Origin of the sequence: Colwellia sp. BRX8-7, assembly GCF_014077275.1 — a bacterium.
Taxonomy (GTDB): domain Bacteria; phylum Pseudomonadota; class Gammaproteobacteria; order Enterobacterales; family Alteromonadaceae; genus Colwellia_A.
Window position 1 is genome coordinate 267,551 of record NZ_JACGVP010000004.1, and the last position, 16,447, is coordinate 283,997.

General features: G+C 36.8%; 14 protein-coding genes. 7 read left to right on the forward strand and 7 right to left on the reverse strand.

Annotated features, from left to right (window positions below; genetic code table 11):
• Position 1: 1 nt before the first annotated feature.
• Positions 2 to 832, reverse strand: coding sequence for a S1 RNA-binding domain-containing protein (locus H4J57_RS06005; RefSeq protein ID WP_182215524.1), 831 nt, complete (start codon positions 830 to 832; stop codon positions 2 to 4).
• Positions 833 to 902: 70 nt separating this feature from the next.
• Positions 903 to 1,355 (reverse strand): TerB family tellurite resistance protein, encoded by a 453-nt coding sequence (locus H4J57_RS06010; RefSeq protein WP_182215523.1) that lies wholly within the window; start codon positions 1,353 to 1,355, stop codon positions 903 to 905.
• A 188-nt stretch (positions 1,356 to 1,543) separates the two neighbouring features.
• On the opposite strand from H4J57_RS06010, the gene nagX reads away from it, so the two are divergent.
• From nagX to H4J57_RS06035, 5 genes are all read left to right on the forward strand, one after another.
• The gene (gene nagX / locus H4J57_RS06015) at positions 1,544 to 2,695 is read left to right on the forward strand and encodes a transmembrane glucosamine N-acetyltransferase NagX (protein ID WP_182242242.1); all 1,152 of its coding nucleotides are present in this window, start codon (positions 1,544 to 1,546) and stop codon (positions 2,693 to 2,695) included.
• Between the two features lie 265 nt (positions 2,696 to 2,960).
• The gene (locus H4J57_RS06020) at positions 2,961 to 4,160 is read left to right on the forward strand and encodes an efflux RND transporter periplasmic adaptor subunit (RefSeq protein ID WP_182242243.1); all 1,200 of its coding nucleotides are present in this window, start codon (positions 2,961 to 2,963) and stop codon (positions 4,158 to 4,160) included.
• 3 nt (positions 4,161 to 4,163) lie between these two features.
• Positions 4,164 to 7,379: an efflux RND transporter permease subunit gene (locus tag H4J57_RS06025; RefSeq protein WP_182215518.1), complete on the forward strand. Its 3,216-nt coding sequence runs from the start codon at positions 4,164 to 4,166 to the stop codon at positions 7,377 to 7,379.
• 174 nt (positions 7,380 to 7,553) lie between these two features.
• On the forward strand, positions 7,554 to 7,856 hold the full coding sequence (locus H4J57_RS06030) for a hypothetical protein (protein ID WP_182215516.1): 303 nt from the start codon (positions 7,554 to 7,556) through the stop codon (positions 7,854 to 7,856).
• A 95-nt stretch (positions 7,857 to 7,951) separates the two neighbouring features.
• Positions 7,952 to 8,377 carry a hypothetical protein gene (locus H4J57_RS06035; RefSeq protein WP_182242244.1) on the forward strand — a complete coding sequence of 142 codons (426 nt, stop codon included), beginning with the start codon at positions 7,952 to 7,954 and terminating at the stop codon, positions 8,375 to 8,377.
• A gap of 368 nt (positions 8,378 to 8,745) precedes the next feature.
• On the opposite strand, the gene H4J57_RS06040 is transcribed toward H4J57_RS06035, so the two are convergent.
• From H4J57_RS06040 to H4J57_RS06050, 3 genes are all read right to left on the reverse strand, one after another.
• Complete coding sequence (locus H4J57_RS06040) at positions 8,746 to 9,273, reverse strand: histidine phosphatase family protein (protein ID WP_182221260.1); 528 nt, start codon at positions 9,271 to 9,273, stop codon at positions 8,746 to 8,748.
• A gap of 33 nt (positions 9,274 to 9,306) precedes the next feature.
• Positions 9,307 to 10,743: a Si-specific NAD(P)(+) transhydrogenase gene (gene sthA, locus H4J57_RS06045; protein ID WP_182175485.1), complete on the reverse strand. Its 1,437-nt coding sequence runs from the start codon at positions 10,741 to 10,743 to the stop codon at positions 9,307 to 9,309.
• A gap of 88 nt (positions 10,744 to 10,831) precedes the next feature.
• On the reverse strand, positions 10,832 to 11,950 hold the full coding sequence (locus H4J57_RS06050; RefSeq protein WP_182221259.1) for a fatty acid desaturase: 1,119 nt from the start codon (positions 11,948 to 11,950) through the stop codon (positions 10,832 to 10,834).
• A 229-nt stretch (positions 11,951 to 12,179) separates the two neighbouring features.
• Here H4J57_RS06050 and fabR point away from each other — a divergent pair, with 229 nt between their 5' ends.
• Positions 12,180 to 12,797: an HTH-type transcriptional repressor FabR gene (gene fabR / locus H4J57_RS06055; RefSeq protein ID WP_070375583.1), complete on the forward strand. Its 618-nt coding sequence runs from the start codon at positions 12,180 to 12,182 to the stop codon at positions 12,795 to 12,797.
• Between the two features lie 5 nt (positions 12,798 to 12,802).
• Here the strand turns inward: fabR and trmA are convergent, their stop codons facing one another.
• A complete protein-coding gene (gene trmA, locus H4J57_RS06060; protein ID WP_182230488.1) occupies positions 12,803 to 13,900 on the reverse strand; it encodes a tRNA (uridine(54)-C5)-methyltransferase TrmA in 1,098 nt (365 codons plus the stop codon).
• A gap of 247 nt (positions 13,901 to 14,147) precedes the next feature.
• Between trmA and H4J57_RS06065 the strand changes: the two genes are divergently transcribed.
• Entirely contained in the window at positions 14,148 to 15,416 is a 1,269-nt protein-coding gene (locus H4J57_RS06065) for a DUF5610 domain-containing protein (RefSeq protein ID WP_182242245.1), read from the forward strand.
• Positions 15,417 to 15,476: 60 nt separating this feature from the next.
• Here H4J57_RS06065 and H4J57_RS06070 read toward each other — a convergent pair whose 3' ends face one another.
• Positions 15,477 to 15,920, reverse strand: coding sequence for an RNA-binding protein (locus H4J57_RS06070; RefSeq protein WP_182242246.1), 444 nt, complete (start codon positions 15,918 to 15,920; stop codon positions 15,477 to 15,479).
• Positions 15,921 to 16,447: the final 527 nt, after the last annotated feature.

The following is a 16,447-nucleotide window of genomic DNA, read 5'->3' on the forward strand; positions in this document are numbered from 1 at the left end:
TTTACTTTAATCTAAGACCTGACTTTTCAATCGTGATTTTGTCTTTCTTCAATAAGTTTCCAACGGTAGCTTTAAAGGTTTTTTTACTAACACCAAGAATACGCTGAATAAGTTCTGGCGAACTTTTGTCATGTAATGGGCTAAAACCATCATTTTCTGCAATGTGCGCTAATAATTTATCGGCAAAGTCATTAACTTTCCCTTCACCTGAACGAGAAAGTGATAAATCGATACGACCATCTTCACGGATGTTTTTAATAAAACCGTCAATAATTTTACCAACACGTAATGGTTGAAAAATTTCATTGTCGTAAAGTAAGCCCCAGTGCTTATCGTTGATAATCGCTTTGAAACCCAGATCAGTTTTTCCACCAATCATTAACTTAACTTTGTCCCACTTTTGATAATCAGCAGGCCAAATATCAATATATTTGTCGAGCTTACTTGAAGCGGCAATTCGGTCTGTGGTGGTATCAAGAAAAATACGTACTAGATAATATTTCCCTTCTTCCATTGGTGTATGCTGCTGATTAAAAGGTACTAATAAATCTTTAGGTAACCCCCAATCAAGGAATGCACCCATTTTATTGAGCTGTTTTACTTTCAATGAAACGAATTCATCTACTTGGCCAAACGGCTTTTCAGTGGTCGCAATAATGCGTTCAGCTGAATCAACATAAATGAAGACAGTGAGTTTATCGTCTACTTTACAGTTTTCAGGAATAAAACGGTTCGGTAGTAATACTTCACCCAGTTCTCCAGCACTTAAATAAGCACCTTTTTCGGTGACTGCAACTACAGAAAGGGTATTATATTTACCAATGTCGGCCATTTGAATTTACCAAGAAAATTAATATTAAAATCTTAAGGGCTATAATAACGCATATCAAAAATGAATGATGTTATTTTCTTGGTTTGGTTTGAATATATTCAGCGTGGCGTAGCTGAAGTAAATCGCCAATTTTGCGAATAACATGCTCTTCAATACTTGCCAGCTCACCATCGGCATAAGCCATATTCCATAACTGCTTAACAATTGATATTCGTTGTTCGATAGAAAAATGTTTATTTATTTTCGATGTATATCGATAAAAATCAGTCGCTTGTTCACTTTGAATCAGCGCCTGGTCAATAATTTGCTTAACTTCTTCTTCATTCAAGTGAAACTGTTCAACGAGTAACACGGCCAGTTTAGCTTGTTCTTTTTGGTCAAAGTGTCCATCAGCACGCATCACTTCACACAATAATACCGCACAGGCTAGCTCTATAGTCACCTCATCAGAATTTTTTTTAGTGTTATTGTCTGTTAAATCATCGGCCAGGTTTTGAAAAAAAGAACTGATTTTTGTAAGCATGTTTATTCCTTAAATAAAGTAATCACTTTATTGTTACGCTCAGCAATAAAGAAAACAAGCAGATAATAGCTATATTTGATAACAAAGTGTGTCTGATTGCTATTTTTTGCTGGTAATATTATGATAACAAACTGATGACAGCGCTGTCTTTGGTGGCAAGGTTGCACTAAAGTTTATAAGGTAAAAGAATGTTAAGTCAGTATCCCTCTGCAGTTGTAAAAGCAAGTCCAAATAAAAAACGACTATTGTCAATTGACGCTTTACGTGGTTTCGATATGTTTTGGATTTTAGGCGCTGAAGGTTTGTTTGCAGCATTATTTATAGCGACAGGCTGGCCCATTCTTGCGGTGCTTGCACAGCAAATGGATCACAGTGCTTGGCATGGGTTTCGTATTTATGATTTAATTTTTCCCTTATTTATTTTTCTATCAGGAGTCAGTCTAGGTATCGCAGCAAAGCCCTTATCTAGCTATGAGCCAGAACAAGCAAAATCGATTTTATATAATGGCATCAGGCGCTTATTGCTTTTGATTAGTTTTGGCATTTTATATAATCATGGTTGGGGCGGCGGTATTCCCACATCATTTGATAGTATCCGTTATGTTAGCGTACTCGGGCGTATTGGTATTGCGTGGTTTGTAGCAGCATTATTAGTTTGGTACGTCAGTGAAAAAATACAGTGGTTCGTTGCAGGCGTTATTTTAATAGGATATTGGTTACTACTAAGCTTAGTCACATTAGGTGGATATGGTGGCGGTGATTTTTCAGCGAATGGAGCATTGAACGCTTGGTTTGATCAACATTTATTACCGGGGTCAACTTATCAGGGGCTCGCCATCGACCCAGAAGGGTTGTTATCAAATATAACATCGATTGTAAATGCACTAGCGGGTGTCTTCATTGGTCGTTACATGATAAAAAATATTTATACGCCCAAGACACTATTAACCGGTCTTTTGGTTATTGGGACCTCTATTTTATTACTCGGTTATTTATGGGGCGTTTTTTTCCCAATTAACAAAACATTATGGACGAGTTCATTCACTTTGGTCACTATTGGTTACAGTATCTTATTACTGACGCTATTTTATTGGCTGATTGATGTATTAGAGTTCACCCTATGGGCTAAATTTTTCGCAGTAATTGGTACGAATTCAATCATTATTTATTTAGGTTCGAGTATTGTTGATTGGCAATATACCTCGAAAAGTATTTTCGGAGGCTTAATCAACTCTGTACCTGCAGGTTGGCAAGATTTTATTCTTTATGCTGGCATGGTGCTTTTACAATGGCTAGTCCTGTATTGGCTATATCGAAGAAATATTTTTATAAAAGTATAAATATTGGTTAAAAGCACGAATATTGTCGAGGACTGTTTTTTCAAGACAGTCTTTTTTTATATCAGTAAATAAATAGTGGTTTGTTAACTTATTGTTTTTGATTGAAAAATAATGTTTTTTTGTTTTTGTTTACTGAATTTGTTATTTCGGCGCGTATCTTGTAACAAGCATTTACAACTTAATTGATTGTATAGACTGTTAATTAGCTATCCTATAGACAATTAAAAGAATTATTAGTTCAGATCACATTTATGAGGACATAACCGTGACACGTAAAAAACAAATTATTATACCCATTGCCATTCTAATCATTGGCATTTTATTGTTTTTTGGCTTTTCAAGCATGAAATCGCCACCAGAAGAAAAAGCGGAAGTTGATAATACCCCTATCGTTGCTGTTGAAGAGGTTCATGTTGCACCGATGAATTTAACGGTTAAATCATATGGTGTCGTACAGCCTAAGTATGAAACCGAACTTGTCGCTCAAATTAGTGGTGAAGTAGTTGAACTGGCAGATGTTTTTGTACGTGGTGGTTTTGTTGCAAAAAACCAATTGCTCGCCCGTATCGACCCTAATGATTACCAAGCTGCATTAATTGATGCTGAAGCAACAATTGCCTCGGCACGTGCTTCGCTAGAAAAAGAGCGTGCCCAAGGGCAGGTAGCTGAACAAGAATGGAAACGCATTACGGATACTTCTCCTACTGAATTGAGCTTGCGTAAACCGCAACTAGCACAAGAACTTGCTAATGTTAAATCAGCACAAGCCTCTGTACTTCGCGCCAAACGTAACTTAGAACGTACCGAAATTAGAGCGCCTTATGATGCAATGATTGAAAGTCGTATGATTGGTTTAGGCTCTTTTGTCGGTACTGGCACTAAAGTGGGTAAATTATTAGGAACAGGGGTAGCTGAAGTTCGCTTACCCGTAGCCGATGATCAACTACAGTTTTTAGCTTCACAAGGGGAAAATGCCCAGGTTAATTTACTTGGAACATTTGCGGGTGAAAATATTACATGGTCCGCAAAAATTGCTCGCAGTGAAGGTGTTGTAGACAATAAAAGCCGTATGACTTATTTAGTGGCTGAAGTTAAAGACCCTTATGGTTTGAAGTCTCAAAAAAATGTAAATAAACACAATCCTATTCGCTTTGGCTCTTATGTTAAAGCAGAAATTTTTGGTATTAGCCTTAATCGGGCCGCTTTGTTACCTCGATACCTCGTTAGTAATAACCGCGTTGCCATTTTAGATGCCGATTCTAAATTGCACTATGCTGACATCATTATCGCTCGTCAAGAAGGCTCAAATGTTATTGTAACTGACGGTTTGAAGGAAGGTGACCAGCTCATTGTTTCAGCATTAGATTACCCTGTTGATGGCATGAAATTAGCTTTGCAAGGTAGTAAAAGTGAAGTCATTAATCAAAATGAACTTGAAACACAAATCGCAAGCACTAAGGATTAGATGATGGATGATACCAATAAAGGCTTAATTGCTTGGTTCGCCCGTAATAGTGTCGCGGCAAATTTGTTGATGATATTTATTCTAGTGGGTGGTTTTTTTACGATTAGCACCATCAACAAACAAATGTTTCCACAAATAAACATTAACTGGATTTCTTATACCGCACCTTACCCAGGGGCAGCCCCTCAGGAAGTAGAGGAAGGTATTACCATTAAGGTTGAAGAAGCTTTAGAGACTGTCCAAGGCTTAAAGCGTGTGATCACTTATTCTAACCGCAATTTTTCAAATGGTTGGTTTGAGGTTGATCTCGATTACGACCCACAAGTTGTTTTAGAAGAAGTTAAATCAGCAATTGATTCTATTTCAAGCTTTCCTGACGGTATGGAACGTATTAAAGTTGAACGCGAAAAGTTTCGCCAAGAAGTTATGTATATCAGCTTATACGGTGACCTAACTAATGGCGAGCTTAAAGAGTTAGGACGAAAAGTCCATAATGAAATTCAACAATTACCTTTAGTCAATATTGCAGAATTATACAGCGGCTTAGACTACGAAATTTCAATAGAAGTTAGTAAAGATAAGTTACGCGAATATGGCTTAACTTTTAGAGATGTTGCTCAAGCGGTACGTGGTTATTCTGGCAATATGTCTGCTGGACAAATTCGTGCAGAGAATGGCTACATTAATTTACGCGTTGAGAACCAAGCTTATCGAGGTTACGAATTCGAGCAAATACCTATTATTACCTTAGCCGATGGTACTAAAGTCTTGTTAGGCCAAATGGCGACTATTATTGATGGTTTTACTGAAGGCCTACAGTATTCAAAATTCAATGGTGAAAACTCGGTCAGTATCTTTATTGGCGCAGCTGATAATCAAAGTATTACCGATGTTGCCGATGTCATTAATAAGTATGTTGATGAAAAGTCGAATGTTCTTCCTGCAGGCGTTAAGTTAGAAACTTGGGTTGATATGACCTACTATCTTGAAGGCCGTTTGACCATGATGATCGACAATATGAAAAGTGGTGCAATATTAGTCTTTCTAATGTTAGCGTTATTCTTACGTGTCCGTTTGGCTTTTTGGGTAATGATGGGCTTACCCGTATGTTTTCTTGGTACTTTATTCCTGATGCCATTAGAATTTATTAATGTCACTATTAATGTCATTAGCTTGTTCGCCTTTATTTTGGTGTTAGGTATTGTTGTTGATGATGCCATCGTTATGGGGGAGAGTGCCCATGACGAAATTGAACAACATGGCCATAGTACTGAAAATGTTATTCGCGGTATTCAACGTGTTGCTATGCCAGCAACCTTTGGGGTATTAACAACGATTGCGGTCTTCTTGCCTTTTCTTTTTGGTGAAGGGCCTTCTGCCGCGTTCGGTAAAGCCATTGGCTCGGTAGTTATCTTGTGTTTAATTTTCTCTTTAATTGAGTCAAAACTCATTTTACCGGCGCATTTGGTTAAAATGAAACCTAAGGTTAATATAATAAAACTTAAGAAATTAAACGAGTATGGCTTCTTTTGGTTCATTCAATATCCTTTAGATAGGATCACTAAAGTAGTAGACAGGCTTCGAGGAGCCATTGATGACAGTTTAAAATCTTTTATTCAAAATATTTATCAGCCAGCGTTACAGAAATTTCTAGATTATCGTTATGCCGTACTAATGTTTTTTATTAGTTTAATGTTAATCAGCGCAGGTTTGTTTAGTGGTGGTTTTGTTCGCTTTGTTGGTCAACCTAAGATCCCACATGACTTTCCTCGTGTTAATGTTGAAATGAATGTAGATGCCTCAGAGAAAGCAACCTTACAAACCTTATTAAATATCCAAGGTGTAATTAATACCATAGATAAAGAGATTGAAGCTCAATACGGTCAGTCAATGATCTCTGATATGCAGGTCGATTTACGCAGCAGAACCAGTGGTCAATTGATGGTTAAATTAGTGGTACCTGAATTAAGACCGATGAATACTTTCGAACTGGCTGATTTATGGCGTGCCGCTATACCGAATTATCCTGGGGTAAAATCGTTTACCATTGGTGATAATTTATTTGGCTCTGGCCGAGACGACGGTGATATTGCCTTTAGATTAGAAAGTAAAGACGATGCACAACTACTCGCTGCATCAAGAGAGTTAAAAACTAAACTTAATTCTTTAAAAGGTATTGGCGATGTTAATGATAGTCGTCAAACAAGTGCCAAAGAAGTTCAGTTTGAATTGAAACCGCTTGCTTATAGTTTAGGATTAACTTTAGCCGAAATTGCTTCACAAGTGAGTTACAGTTTCTATGGTTTAGAAGCACAACGCATTTTACGTGACAGCGAAGAAGTGAAAGTGATGATCCGTTATCCACTTGAGCAACGAAGCTCTGTTGGACATGTTGATGATGTGATGATCAAAGCGCCAAATGGTGCAGAATTACCTTTGTCGGAATTGGCTAATATTACCTTACAAGAAGGGGTGACTAGTATTCGTCGTGAAAATGGTAATCGGACAATTAACGTCTGGGCAAGTGTTGACGCTGAACAAGTTGAGCCATTCAAAGTTGCTAACGATATCAGAGACAACTTTATTCCTGAACTATTAAGAAAATTTCCAAAAGTTCAAAGTGAAGTGTCGGGCAGTATTCAAGAAGAAATGGAAGGTGCGGACAATCAAAAACGTGACTTTATTATCTCATTGTTGATTGTTTTCTCATTACTGGCTATACCATTGAAGTCTTACTCTCAGGCAGTGATGATTATGATCGTTATTCCTTTTGGTATTATTGGTTCGGTCTTTGGCCACTTCCTTTTAGGTATGGACTTAAGTGCACTATCAGTTATGGGGATATTAGCGGCTGCGGGTGTGGTCGTTAATGACTCCTTAGTCATGGTTGATTATGTTAATAATGCCAGGAAATCAGGCGTCAAACTAAAAGATGCGGTAATACATGCCGGCACTAAACGTTTTAGAGCTATCATGTTAACGTCAATAACAACCTTTATTGGTTTAGTGCCTATCATCTTCTTTGAGGTAAGTGCCCAAGCACAAATCGTAATTCCAATGGCGATATCTTTAGCCTTTGGGGTATTATTTGCGACTATAGTTACACTGGTATTGATCCCAAGTTTATATCTTATTATTGAAGATATGAAAAAGATCTTTAAGCGTAAAAAGAAACAACCGCTTATTGCTGAAAACACAGGTGATTTATCGGTTAATTAATCGGTAGTATTTTTATCAAAGCCATTACTTTTGTAATGGCTTTTTTATGCGATTCATTAAATTTATTAACCAATATCTCTCTGCTAGCCTGGTCAAGAAAAGCTATCGTTAATAATAATAGCTGGCTATAATGGTGTTAATGCTAATATTAATAAATGAAGCGAACTCATTATAATGAAATATATTTATCTTTTTTCAACACTTACTCTCATGACAATAACGGGTTGTTCGACAACTGAAAATGCTTGCGAAGATATAACCATCGCGAGTGAACAGATTCAAATGTGCCAGTCACTGCAACGCCAAATAGCAGACGCCAAAGGTAAACCTATAAAACGAACTGAGTTAGAACGTCGTTATCAAGTTGACTGCATCGACATTCGCTACTATCGTGATGACAAACAACCAGCAATTTGTGGTAATAAACAAAAAATTGGCGAAGAAATTAAGACGCTTAAAAAAGAGGCTAATCAGTAAACGATTAAGCTCTTGGTCGCTTACTTTAAGGCAAACTTTAGGGTTTGCTTTTTTGTTTACTTTTCTTAAAATTAATCATCAAATGAGTGTGTCATATGTTTAAAAAAATAGTCGGTTTAGTCTTCACTTGTAGCTTTTTATTCTCATGTCAGCAAGCCGCTGAGGAAGTGACTAGCAGAGATACAGCCAATACCGAAGCTATTTCAGCCGCAGAGGTATCAATAATGCCTAAAAAAAGTTTGTCTGCTAAAGCGGAACCTGAGCAAATATCATTTACCGCAACAATTAAATATATGAATTTAGAAGGGGGCTTTTTTGGATTAGTTTCTAAAGAAGGTAAGCATTGGTTACCGCTGAATTTAGAAAAAGAATTCCAAAAAGATGGCGCTGTTATCAAAGTAACAGGCAAAGCTATCACGGGTATTATGACTATTCAGCAATGGGGAACTCCTTTTTCAATTACCGATATTGAATTAATTACTGCAGCGAATAAAGCGCCTGAAAATAAGAACCTGCAGTAGTTTTACTTACAGAGCGAAGGTTGCATCAATAATGTTAGATGACTAATGTTAGATGACTAATGTTAGATGACGATTTTTACCTGAAATGATGATTTGACAGATACCACGATATTCTTGTTCTGTCATTAGTGATACAAAGCTTTGGCTTAGTCATTCTGCCAATTGTATTAAGGTATGTAGCGGTGTTACTTACAGAGCGAAGGTTGCATCCATAATGTTAGATGACTAATGTTAGATGACTAATGTTAGGTGACGATTTTTACCTGAAATGATGATTTGATAGATACCACGATATTCTTGTTCTGTCATTACTGATACAAAGCTTTGGCTTAGTCATTCTGCCAATTGTATTAAGGTATGTAGCGGTGTTACTTGCAGAGCGAAGGTTGCATTAGTAATGTTAGGTGTCGATTTTCACCTGAAATGATGATTTGATAGATACCACGATATTCTTGTTCTGTCATTGGTGATACTGAGCTTTGGCTTAGTAATTCTGCCAATTGTGCCGTGGTGTTACTGTGTCCAAACACTACGGTGTTCTCTTGTTCTTTGATCAATTGCCAGGCGAGTTGCTCTAATTTATTGGGCGCATAATTTTTGATCGCAAGTTGTTGCTGTTGTGCTAGCGGTGTAGCCGTTGCCATAGTCCGTTGATAGCGCGTACTGTATATATTTTCTATTTCTGCATTCTCTAGAATACGAGCAAGTTCTTTTGCTCTATATGTACCGCATTGTGTTAATCCAGAATCTTCTTGTTCAGTTTTGTTTTCAGCATGACGAATTAAATAAAGGCTGTAGCTTTTACTTTCCTTTTGTACATAAGCGTTTTCAGTCGCATTAACGATTAAAAAAGGTATGTTGATAAAAAAAATTAACAGTAAAATTAATTTATTCATAACATACCTTTTTCGATTCATGCTTATTCACTGTTAAAATAAACGATTCAAACCATTCAATGCAGCAACACGAAATGCCTCAGCCATCGTTGGATAATTAAACGTGGTATTAACAAAGTATTCAATGGTATTACCGCCATTGGTTTGTTGCATAATTGCTTGACCAATATGAATGATTTCAGCCGCATTTTCACCAAAACAATGAATACCTAAAATTTCTTTAGTTTCGCTGTGAAAAAGTATCTTCAGGGAACCGACTAAACTATTTGATATTTGTGCTCTTGCTAAATGTTTGAACTGGGCACGACCAACCTCATACGGAATTTTTGCCGCGGTCAGTTCTTGTTCTGTTTTACCAACAGAGCTTATTTCTGGAATCGTGTAGATACCTGTAGGAATATCAGCAATAAGTTTTGCTGTACTTTGGTGATCTATCATCGCTGAAGCTGCTAACCGGCCTTGATCATAAGCGGCACTGGCTAAGCTTGGGTAACCAATGACATCACCTACCGCATATATATTGTCGACACTGGTTTGATATTGATCGTTGACTTTTAGTTGCCCACGTCCATCTGCTGATAATCCTGCATTTTCAACTTTTAAGTCGGCTGTATTACCTGTTCGCCCATTAGCAAAGAGTAAACAGTCGGCGCGCATTTTTTTACCTGATTCTAAATGAACAACCACAGAGTCGTCGGATGCTTCAACTCGTGCAATCGCTTCGCCATGACGGATCACTACACCATTATTCCATAAGTGGTAGCTGAGTGAATCAGACATTTCTGCATCTAAAAAAGAAAGCAGTCTATCTCGGGTATTAATTAAATCTACCTTTACACCTAAACCTCTAAATATAGAGGCGTATTCGGAACCAATAACACCAGCACCATAAATAATGATAGAACGGGGATCATGCTTAAGTGATAAGATGGTATCTGAGTCATAGACTCGCGGATGGTTAAAATCAATATCTTTAGGTCGGTAGGGATGTGAACCAGTAGCAATAACAATTTGCTTTGCCGTAATTTGTTCAATGGCGCCCTCGTTATTCACTATTCTAAGCGTATGGGCATCAATAAAAGACGCTTCACCCGAAATCAGTTCAACGCGGTTACGATCATAAAAGCCACTGCGTAGCTGCACTTGTTTACGAATAACCGAAGAGGCATGTTTAAGAATAGCTGGGAACGTTAAATGTTTTGCTTTTTCATGGCCTCTAAAAAGTGGGCTCGCGTTATACTCAATGAGTCGGCTAACACTTTGACGTAAAGCTTTTGAAGGAATAGTTCCCCAATGCGTACAACCACCGCCAACGTCTTTATATCGCTCAACAATAGCAACACGTTTTTCTTTTTTAGATAGCTCCATAGCCGTACCTTCGCCACCTGGTCCGGTACCTATAATTATTGCATCGTAATCGTAATCGTTATTTGTTTTCTTCTTCGTTTTAGCTTTATTTTGAGTTGCCAAAATCTTGCCTTAAATTCCTACTAAGATAAAAAAATTTTAGCAGGAATTTAGACATCTGACCATGTAAAAGCTTATTAATCTAGAGGGTTTATGCCAGTTGGGTTAATAAGCGTTGAAAATGTTGTTGCTGGTCTGCCAAGTGCTGCTTAAATTCTTGGTATTGCGCTGCTAATTCAGAGCTCTCAACGTCGGCGATTAATTTATCGCGCCTACTGGCAAGTAATTTTTTACGCACATCATAGTAGTCATTAATTCTACTAATGAGTAAATCATATTCTTGCTGTAGTTTTTCTCGCATTTGCTCCGCATTTGGATGAGAGAGTAACTTCTTCTGGCTACGTTTAAATACCATAGCTAAGCGCGCTTTTTCAATTTTGTCATCCGGATAAGTCCGTAGTTTTGAGGTAAGCTTCAAAAACTCACAACCCTTAATCAACCATTTAGTTGGATCAAACTGCCACCAACGAATGCCGTTACGATAATCATTTTCAAAAATATGATGATAGTTATGATAGCCCTCACCAAAAGTTAAAAAAGCAAGAAAGCCATTATCTCGTGCAGTATTTCTTTCTGTGTAAGTTTGTTTACCCCAGATATGTGCCAAAGAATTAATGAAAAAAGTAGTGTGATGGCTTAACACTAAACGCAAGAAACCGACTAAAAGTAAACTACTAATAATATCGCCGTGCCATAAACCAAATAAAATAGGTACACCAAAGTTCATTAATATTGTCAGCAACAAATAATTTCTGTGCTGCCACATTACAATAGCGTCTTTTTGTAAATCACGGGTATTGTCGTAATTAGCATATCGATGCGCTTGATACTCACGAAGCATCCAACCGATATGTGAATACCAAAAGCCTTTTTTAGCTGAATAGGGGTCTTTGTCATTATTATCGACATGCTTGTGATGAACTCTATGATCAGAAGCCCAATGTAATATACTATTTTGTAAGGCAAATGCACCACCTAGTGCAAAAATGAAACGCAGCGAAGCATGTGCTTGATAGGTTTTGTGCGACCATAATCGGTGATAGCCAGCAGTAATAGACATACCACAATAGATAAAGCAGCATAGTGCTACTACAAGTTCAGTGGTATCAAAACCGTGTGTTATTGCTCGATACGGGACGCCAATTGCGGCAACTAAAAAGGTAATTAAAAACACACTAAAATTTAGCCAAACGATTTTAGGTTTATTCATGTAATAAGAATTCCATCAGTAAAAAAACGAACACTAAGTAAACAATTTCAGTGTACACGTGTACTCTATTTTAACTTTGATCACTTTTCAGTCAAGGTAATTTTTATTAAACTTTTTATCTTCAATCAATAATACTGGATTTAAATGTAGATGTTAGTGATCAAGTTTCTAGTAAATAGATGAAAATTCAGTATGATATAAACAGGCTAAAGTATAGGTTAATTAAGTAATGAGCGGGATTCGGGCACAGCAAAAAGAAAAAACACGTCGACAAATAATTGATGCTGCTCTTGGGCAGTTAAGTAGTGAACGTAGCTTTTCGAGTTTGAGCTTACGGGAAGTCGCTAAAGAGGCTGGCTTAGCACCAACATCATTTTATCGACATTTTTCTGATATGAACGAACTAGGTTTGACGCTGGTCGATGAAGCGGGTTTAACTTTGCGTCAATTAATGCGACAAGCTCGCCAACGAATTGAAAAAGGTGGTTCTGTCATTCAAATATCTGTCGTTACCTTTATGGAGTTTATTGAAAGTAACGGTAATATATTTCGCTTATTATTACGAGAGCGTTCTGGAACGTCAGCTGCTTTTCGAGCGGCGGTAAATCGAGAAGTGCGTTATTTCACCTTAGAACTATGTGATTATTTACAGCAAGCAAATAAATTGAATGCGGATGTGGCTTTTTTACAAGCCGATGCAGCGGTGACTATCGTATTTAGTGCTGGCTCTGATGCATTAGATGTTGATAAAGAGGATCGTCAACAAATTTCAATGCGTACCATTCAGCAGCTGCGCTTTATAGCACGGGGAGCTGCTGAATTTAGCAATAGGGGAGTAAAAAAGTAAAAACGTTACTTTTTACGTGAAAGTATCACACCTGTTTCAACATGGTGGGTATATGGAAACTGATCAAATAACGCAAATTTTTCAATATTGTGTGTCTTTATTAGTTCAACTAAGTTTTCTTTTAATGTCTCAGGATTACATGAGATATAAACAATACGTTCAAATCGGCTGACTAACTCAACGCTGTCAGGGTCAAGGCCAGCTCTTGGTGGATCAACTAATACTGTATCGTAATTATAGCTTTTAAGATCGAAACCTTCTAGACGACGAAATACTCGCTCACCGTTCATCGCTTGACTAAAATCTTCACTAGACATTCTTATTATATCAACATTGGTTAACTGGTTTGCGGTGATATTATTTTGTGCTGATTTTACTGATGTTTTCGATATTTCAGTACCTAAAACCCGATCAAAGTTTTCAGCGAGTGCGATACTAAAGTTACCATTACCACAATAGAGTTCGATTAAGTCACCACCGATATTTTGTGTGCCTTGCTTTGCCCAAAGTAGCATTTGCTCATTAACGTGCCCATTAGGCTGTGTAAAACTATTTTCTACTTGCTCGTAGATATAAGTTTTATCGCCAACAGTTAACTTCTCAGTGACATAATCTTTATCAAGGATAAATTTTTGTTTTTTAGCACGGCCAATAATATCAACAGGGGCTATTGCTGAAAGGGTTGATTTTAGTGTTGCCGCTTCAGTTAGCCATTCTTCATCTAATTGTCTGTGATACAACAAGCTTATTAAAAGCTCGCCACTGAGCGTTGATAAAAAATCGACTTGAAATAATCGATGACGAAGTGACGGTTTATCTTTAATTTCGTCAAGCAAGGCTTTCATAGCTTGATTAATGAGTTTACTGGCAACCGGAAAAGTGTCGACGCGATACTTTTCTTTCGTTTCACTATTAAACATAATATAAAATAAGTCATCATTGTCATGCCAAACTCTAAATTCTGCTCGTAATCTATAGTTTAAAGGCTCTGATCGAAAAACATCAAAATTTGGTAAGTCAAAATCACTAAACAATTTAGCGATATCATCCTGTTTGTTATCAAGTTGTTTATCATAAAATTGTGGTGCAATGTGACTAAACATATATAAGCCTTAAACGTAGAAAGAATTAAACAATATTATACCCAACTCTAGTGAGTATTAAAGAGGCGCTGAGTTTAGCGATTGTGATTACTTTGTCTAGTCATTTGTCTATAATTTTCTTACAAGAGATTGACTTCTTGCTAAAGTTTTACGAAAAAATGCCGATATAATAGCCATATTAAATTTAAGGATCTTTAGATCTTTGATTGTGTTTAATTAAAATTTAATTAGATACTGGAGAGTAACAATGAATAAAATTGATAATCAGACAAGGTTGCCGAATTATTTAGGGCAAAGTCGTAAAAGTGAACCAGCAAATAATGAAGTCGTTAAACGAGAAATGCCAGCAGAGTCAGTTAATACACTGGCATTAAACCATCGTGCTGCCATTACGATGAAAATTATATCTCAATCAATTTCTAGTCAGATTTCAGCAAATTTTCAAAAGATTACCGATGCACCACAAGCAACTAATGTAGTGATGAGTGATATCAGTAAAACAGCGTTAACTGAAAGCGAGCCATCAACTAGCCTTTTTGATTTCGAAGCAGTGGCTCGTAATGTTATGGACTTTGTTAGCGCGAGTATCTTAGCTGCCCAAGCAAATGGAGCGAGTGAGGACAAGTTGAAAGAGATGTTTGAGCAGGGGCGTGCTGGGGCGAATTTAGGTATTGATCAAGCAAAAGGCGATTTAAAAGATCTCGCCATGCTTGACGATGACTTAAACCAAGGTATAGAAAAAAGTCGTACGCTTATTAACAAGGGAATTGATGACCTCCATGAACAAATGTTTCCTTCAGCCAATAAATCAAATGAGAAGGTATCAGAGTTAACGCCAATTATCAGTTCTACAGCAATTGATAGCGAATTATACACAAGCAATTCAAAAAGTAGCGAGCTGAGTATTACTACTACTGACGGTGATGTAGTTTCAATATCATTTAGCGAATTACAAGAATATGCCAGTAAAGAAGCTTACCAGTATCAAGAGAGTAGCCAAGGGGGATCGATAAATTATAGTAGTACCAGTAGTCAGTATCATGAAATCAACTTTTCTTATAGCGTAGAGGGTGAACTTGATGATGATGAAAAAGCAGCAATCGAAGCATTAATTAAAGACGTAAATTCATTACAAAAAGATTTCTTTAATGGCGATGTTAATAAAGCTTTTGAAAAAGCAGTTGAACTTGGCTTCGATAATAAACAGATAACTAGTTTTAGTATGGACTTGCAACAAACAAAAACCAGTTATGTTAGCCAAGCGTATACAGCAGTGGCAGAGTTGGATGATAAATTAGCGCCTAGTGTCGGAAAAGACCTGAGGCCTTTAATTGACTTCTTAGATCAGTTTAACCAACTACAAGAACAAGCAGATAAAATATTTTCTAAGAATGATGATGCTTTTGGTCAGTTACTTGATGCAGTCTTTAAAGCTGAGTTTGGTGACGATAAAGTCGCTAAAGAAAAGTTCGATAAAGTAATAGATACGGTTAAGTCTGACAACATTAAGCTTTAATAGATAAAATAAACCCACGCTAACGTGGGTTTATTTAGGATAACTTACCAAGAAGAACGGTTATTCTTCTTCAAGATTTTTTTCTGGACGTTCCTTAGCTTCACGGACTTTCAAAGTACGCTGCTGAAATTCAGTATCATTAAGCGATGAAACAGCCGCATCAGCCGCATCAGCTGACATTTCAACAAAACCAAAACCACGACGCTTTCCAGTATGTTTATCTTTCATTAAACGAACAGAATGAACTTGACCATGTTCAGAGAATAACTCTCTGATCGATGATTCATTTGCTCGGTAAGGTAGATTCCCTACATATAACGTTTTTATTTCTTCATCAGCACTTTCTGCAGCAGTTGATGAACCTATAAGTGGCGCAATAAAAGTACTTACTAAAACTAATATCGCAGTAATTTCTGGTGAGCTGCCAATAACAGTTGATAAAATGTAAGCAATAACAGCAAATACTACTGCGACTATAAATGTTAACCCTTGAGGAGACTTCATATATGAATACCTAATTATTATTTTAAATTCTAAATTAAAAAACTAAATTGCAATGTACCTGCTACCCAGCCTTGAATATTGTACAAAGTACAAAGTTGTAAAAAAGATAAGTGTAATTTATATGCAAATAACACCTTACTTATATTAAGCAAAAAATAAAAAGTTTACTACACTAAATAAGCATATTAATTAAAAGCACTATTTTAGTGCTTATATAAGCCACTTTAAATGGATTATTATATAGTAGGAATAAGAACACTGATGTTTATTGAGCGATTAGAGAGTATATTGCCCACATTGTTTTTATTTTCAGCAAACAAACATAAAGATGAAAATAGTGCTTGATCCTTTTCAAAATATGTCTAGAATGCGCTCCAGTTCCAAGGGGTAACCCAAACGAACGTTTTGATAAGTTATCTACATCACTTTAGGGTAAAGTAGTTAACTTAACGTTTTATAGATAAGGTTTGAATCTTCGAAAAGAAACTTCAAATTAAATTAAATAAAACGTTGACATCAAAACTGAG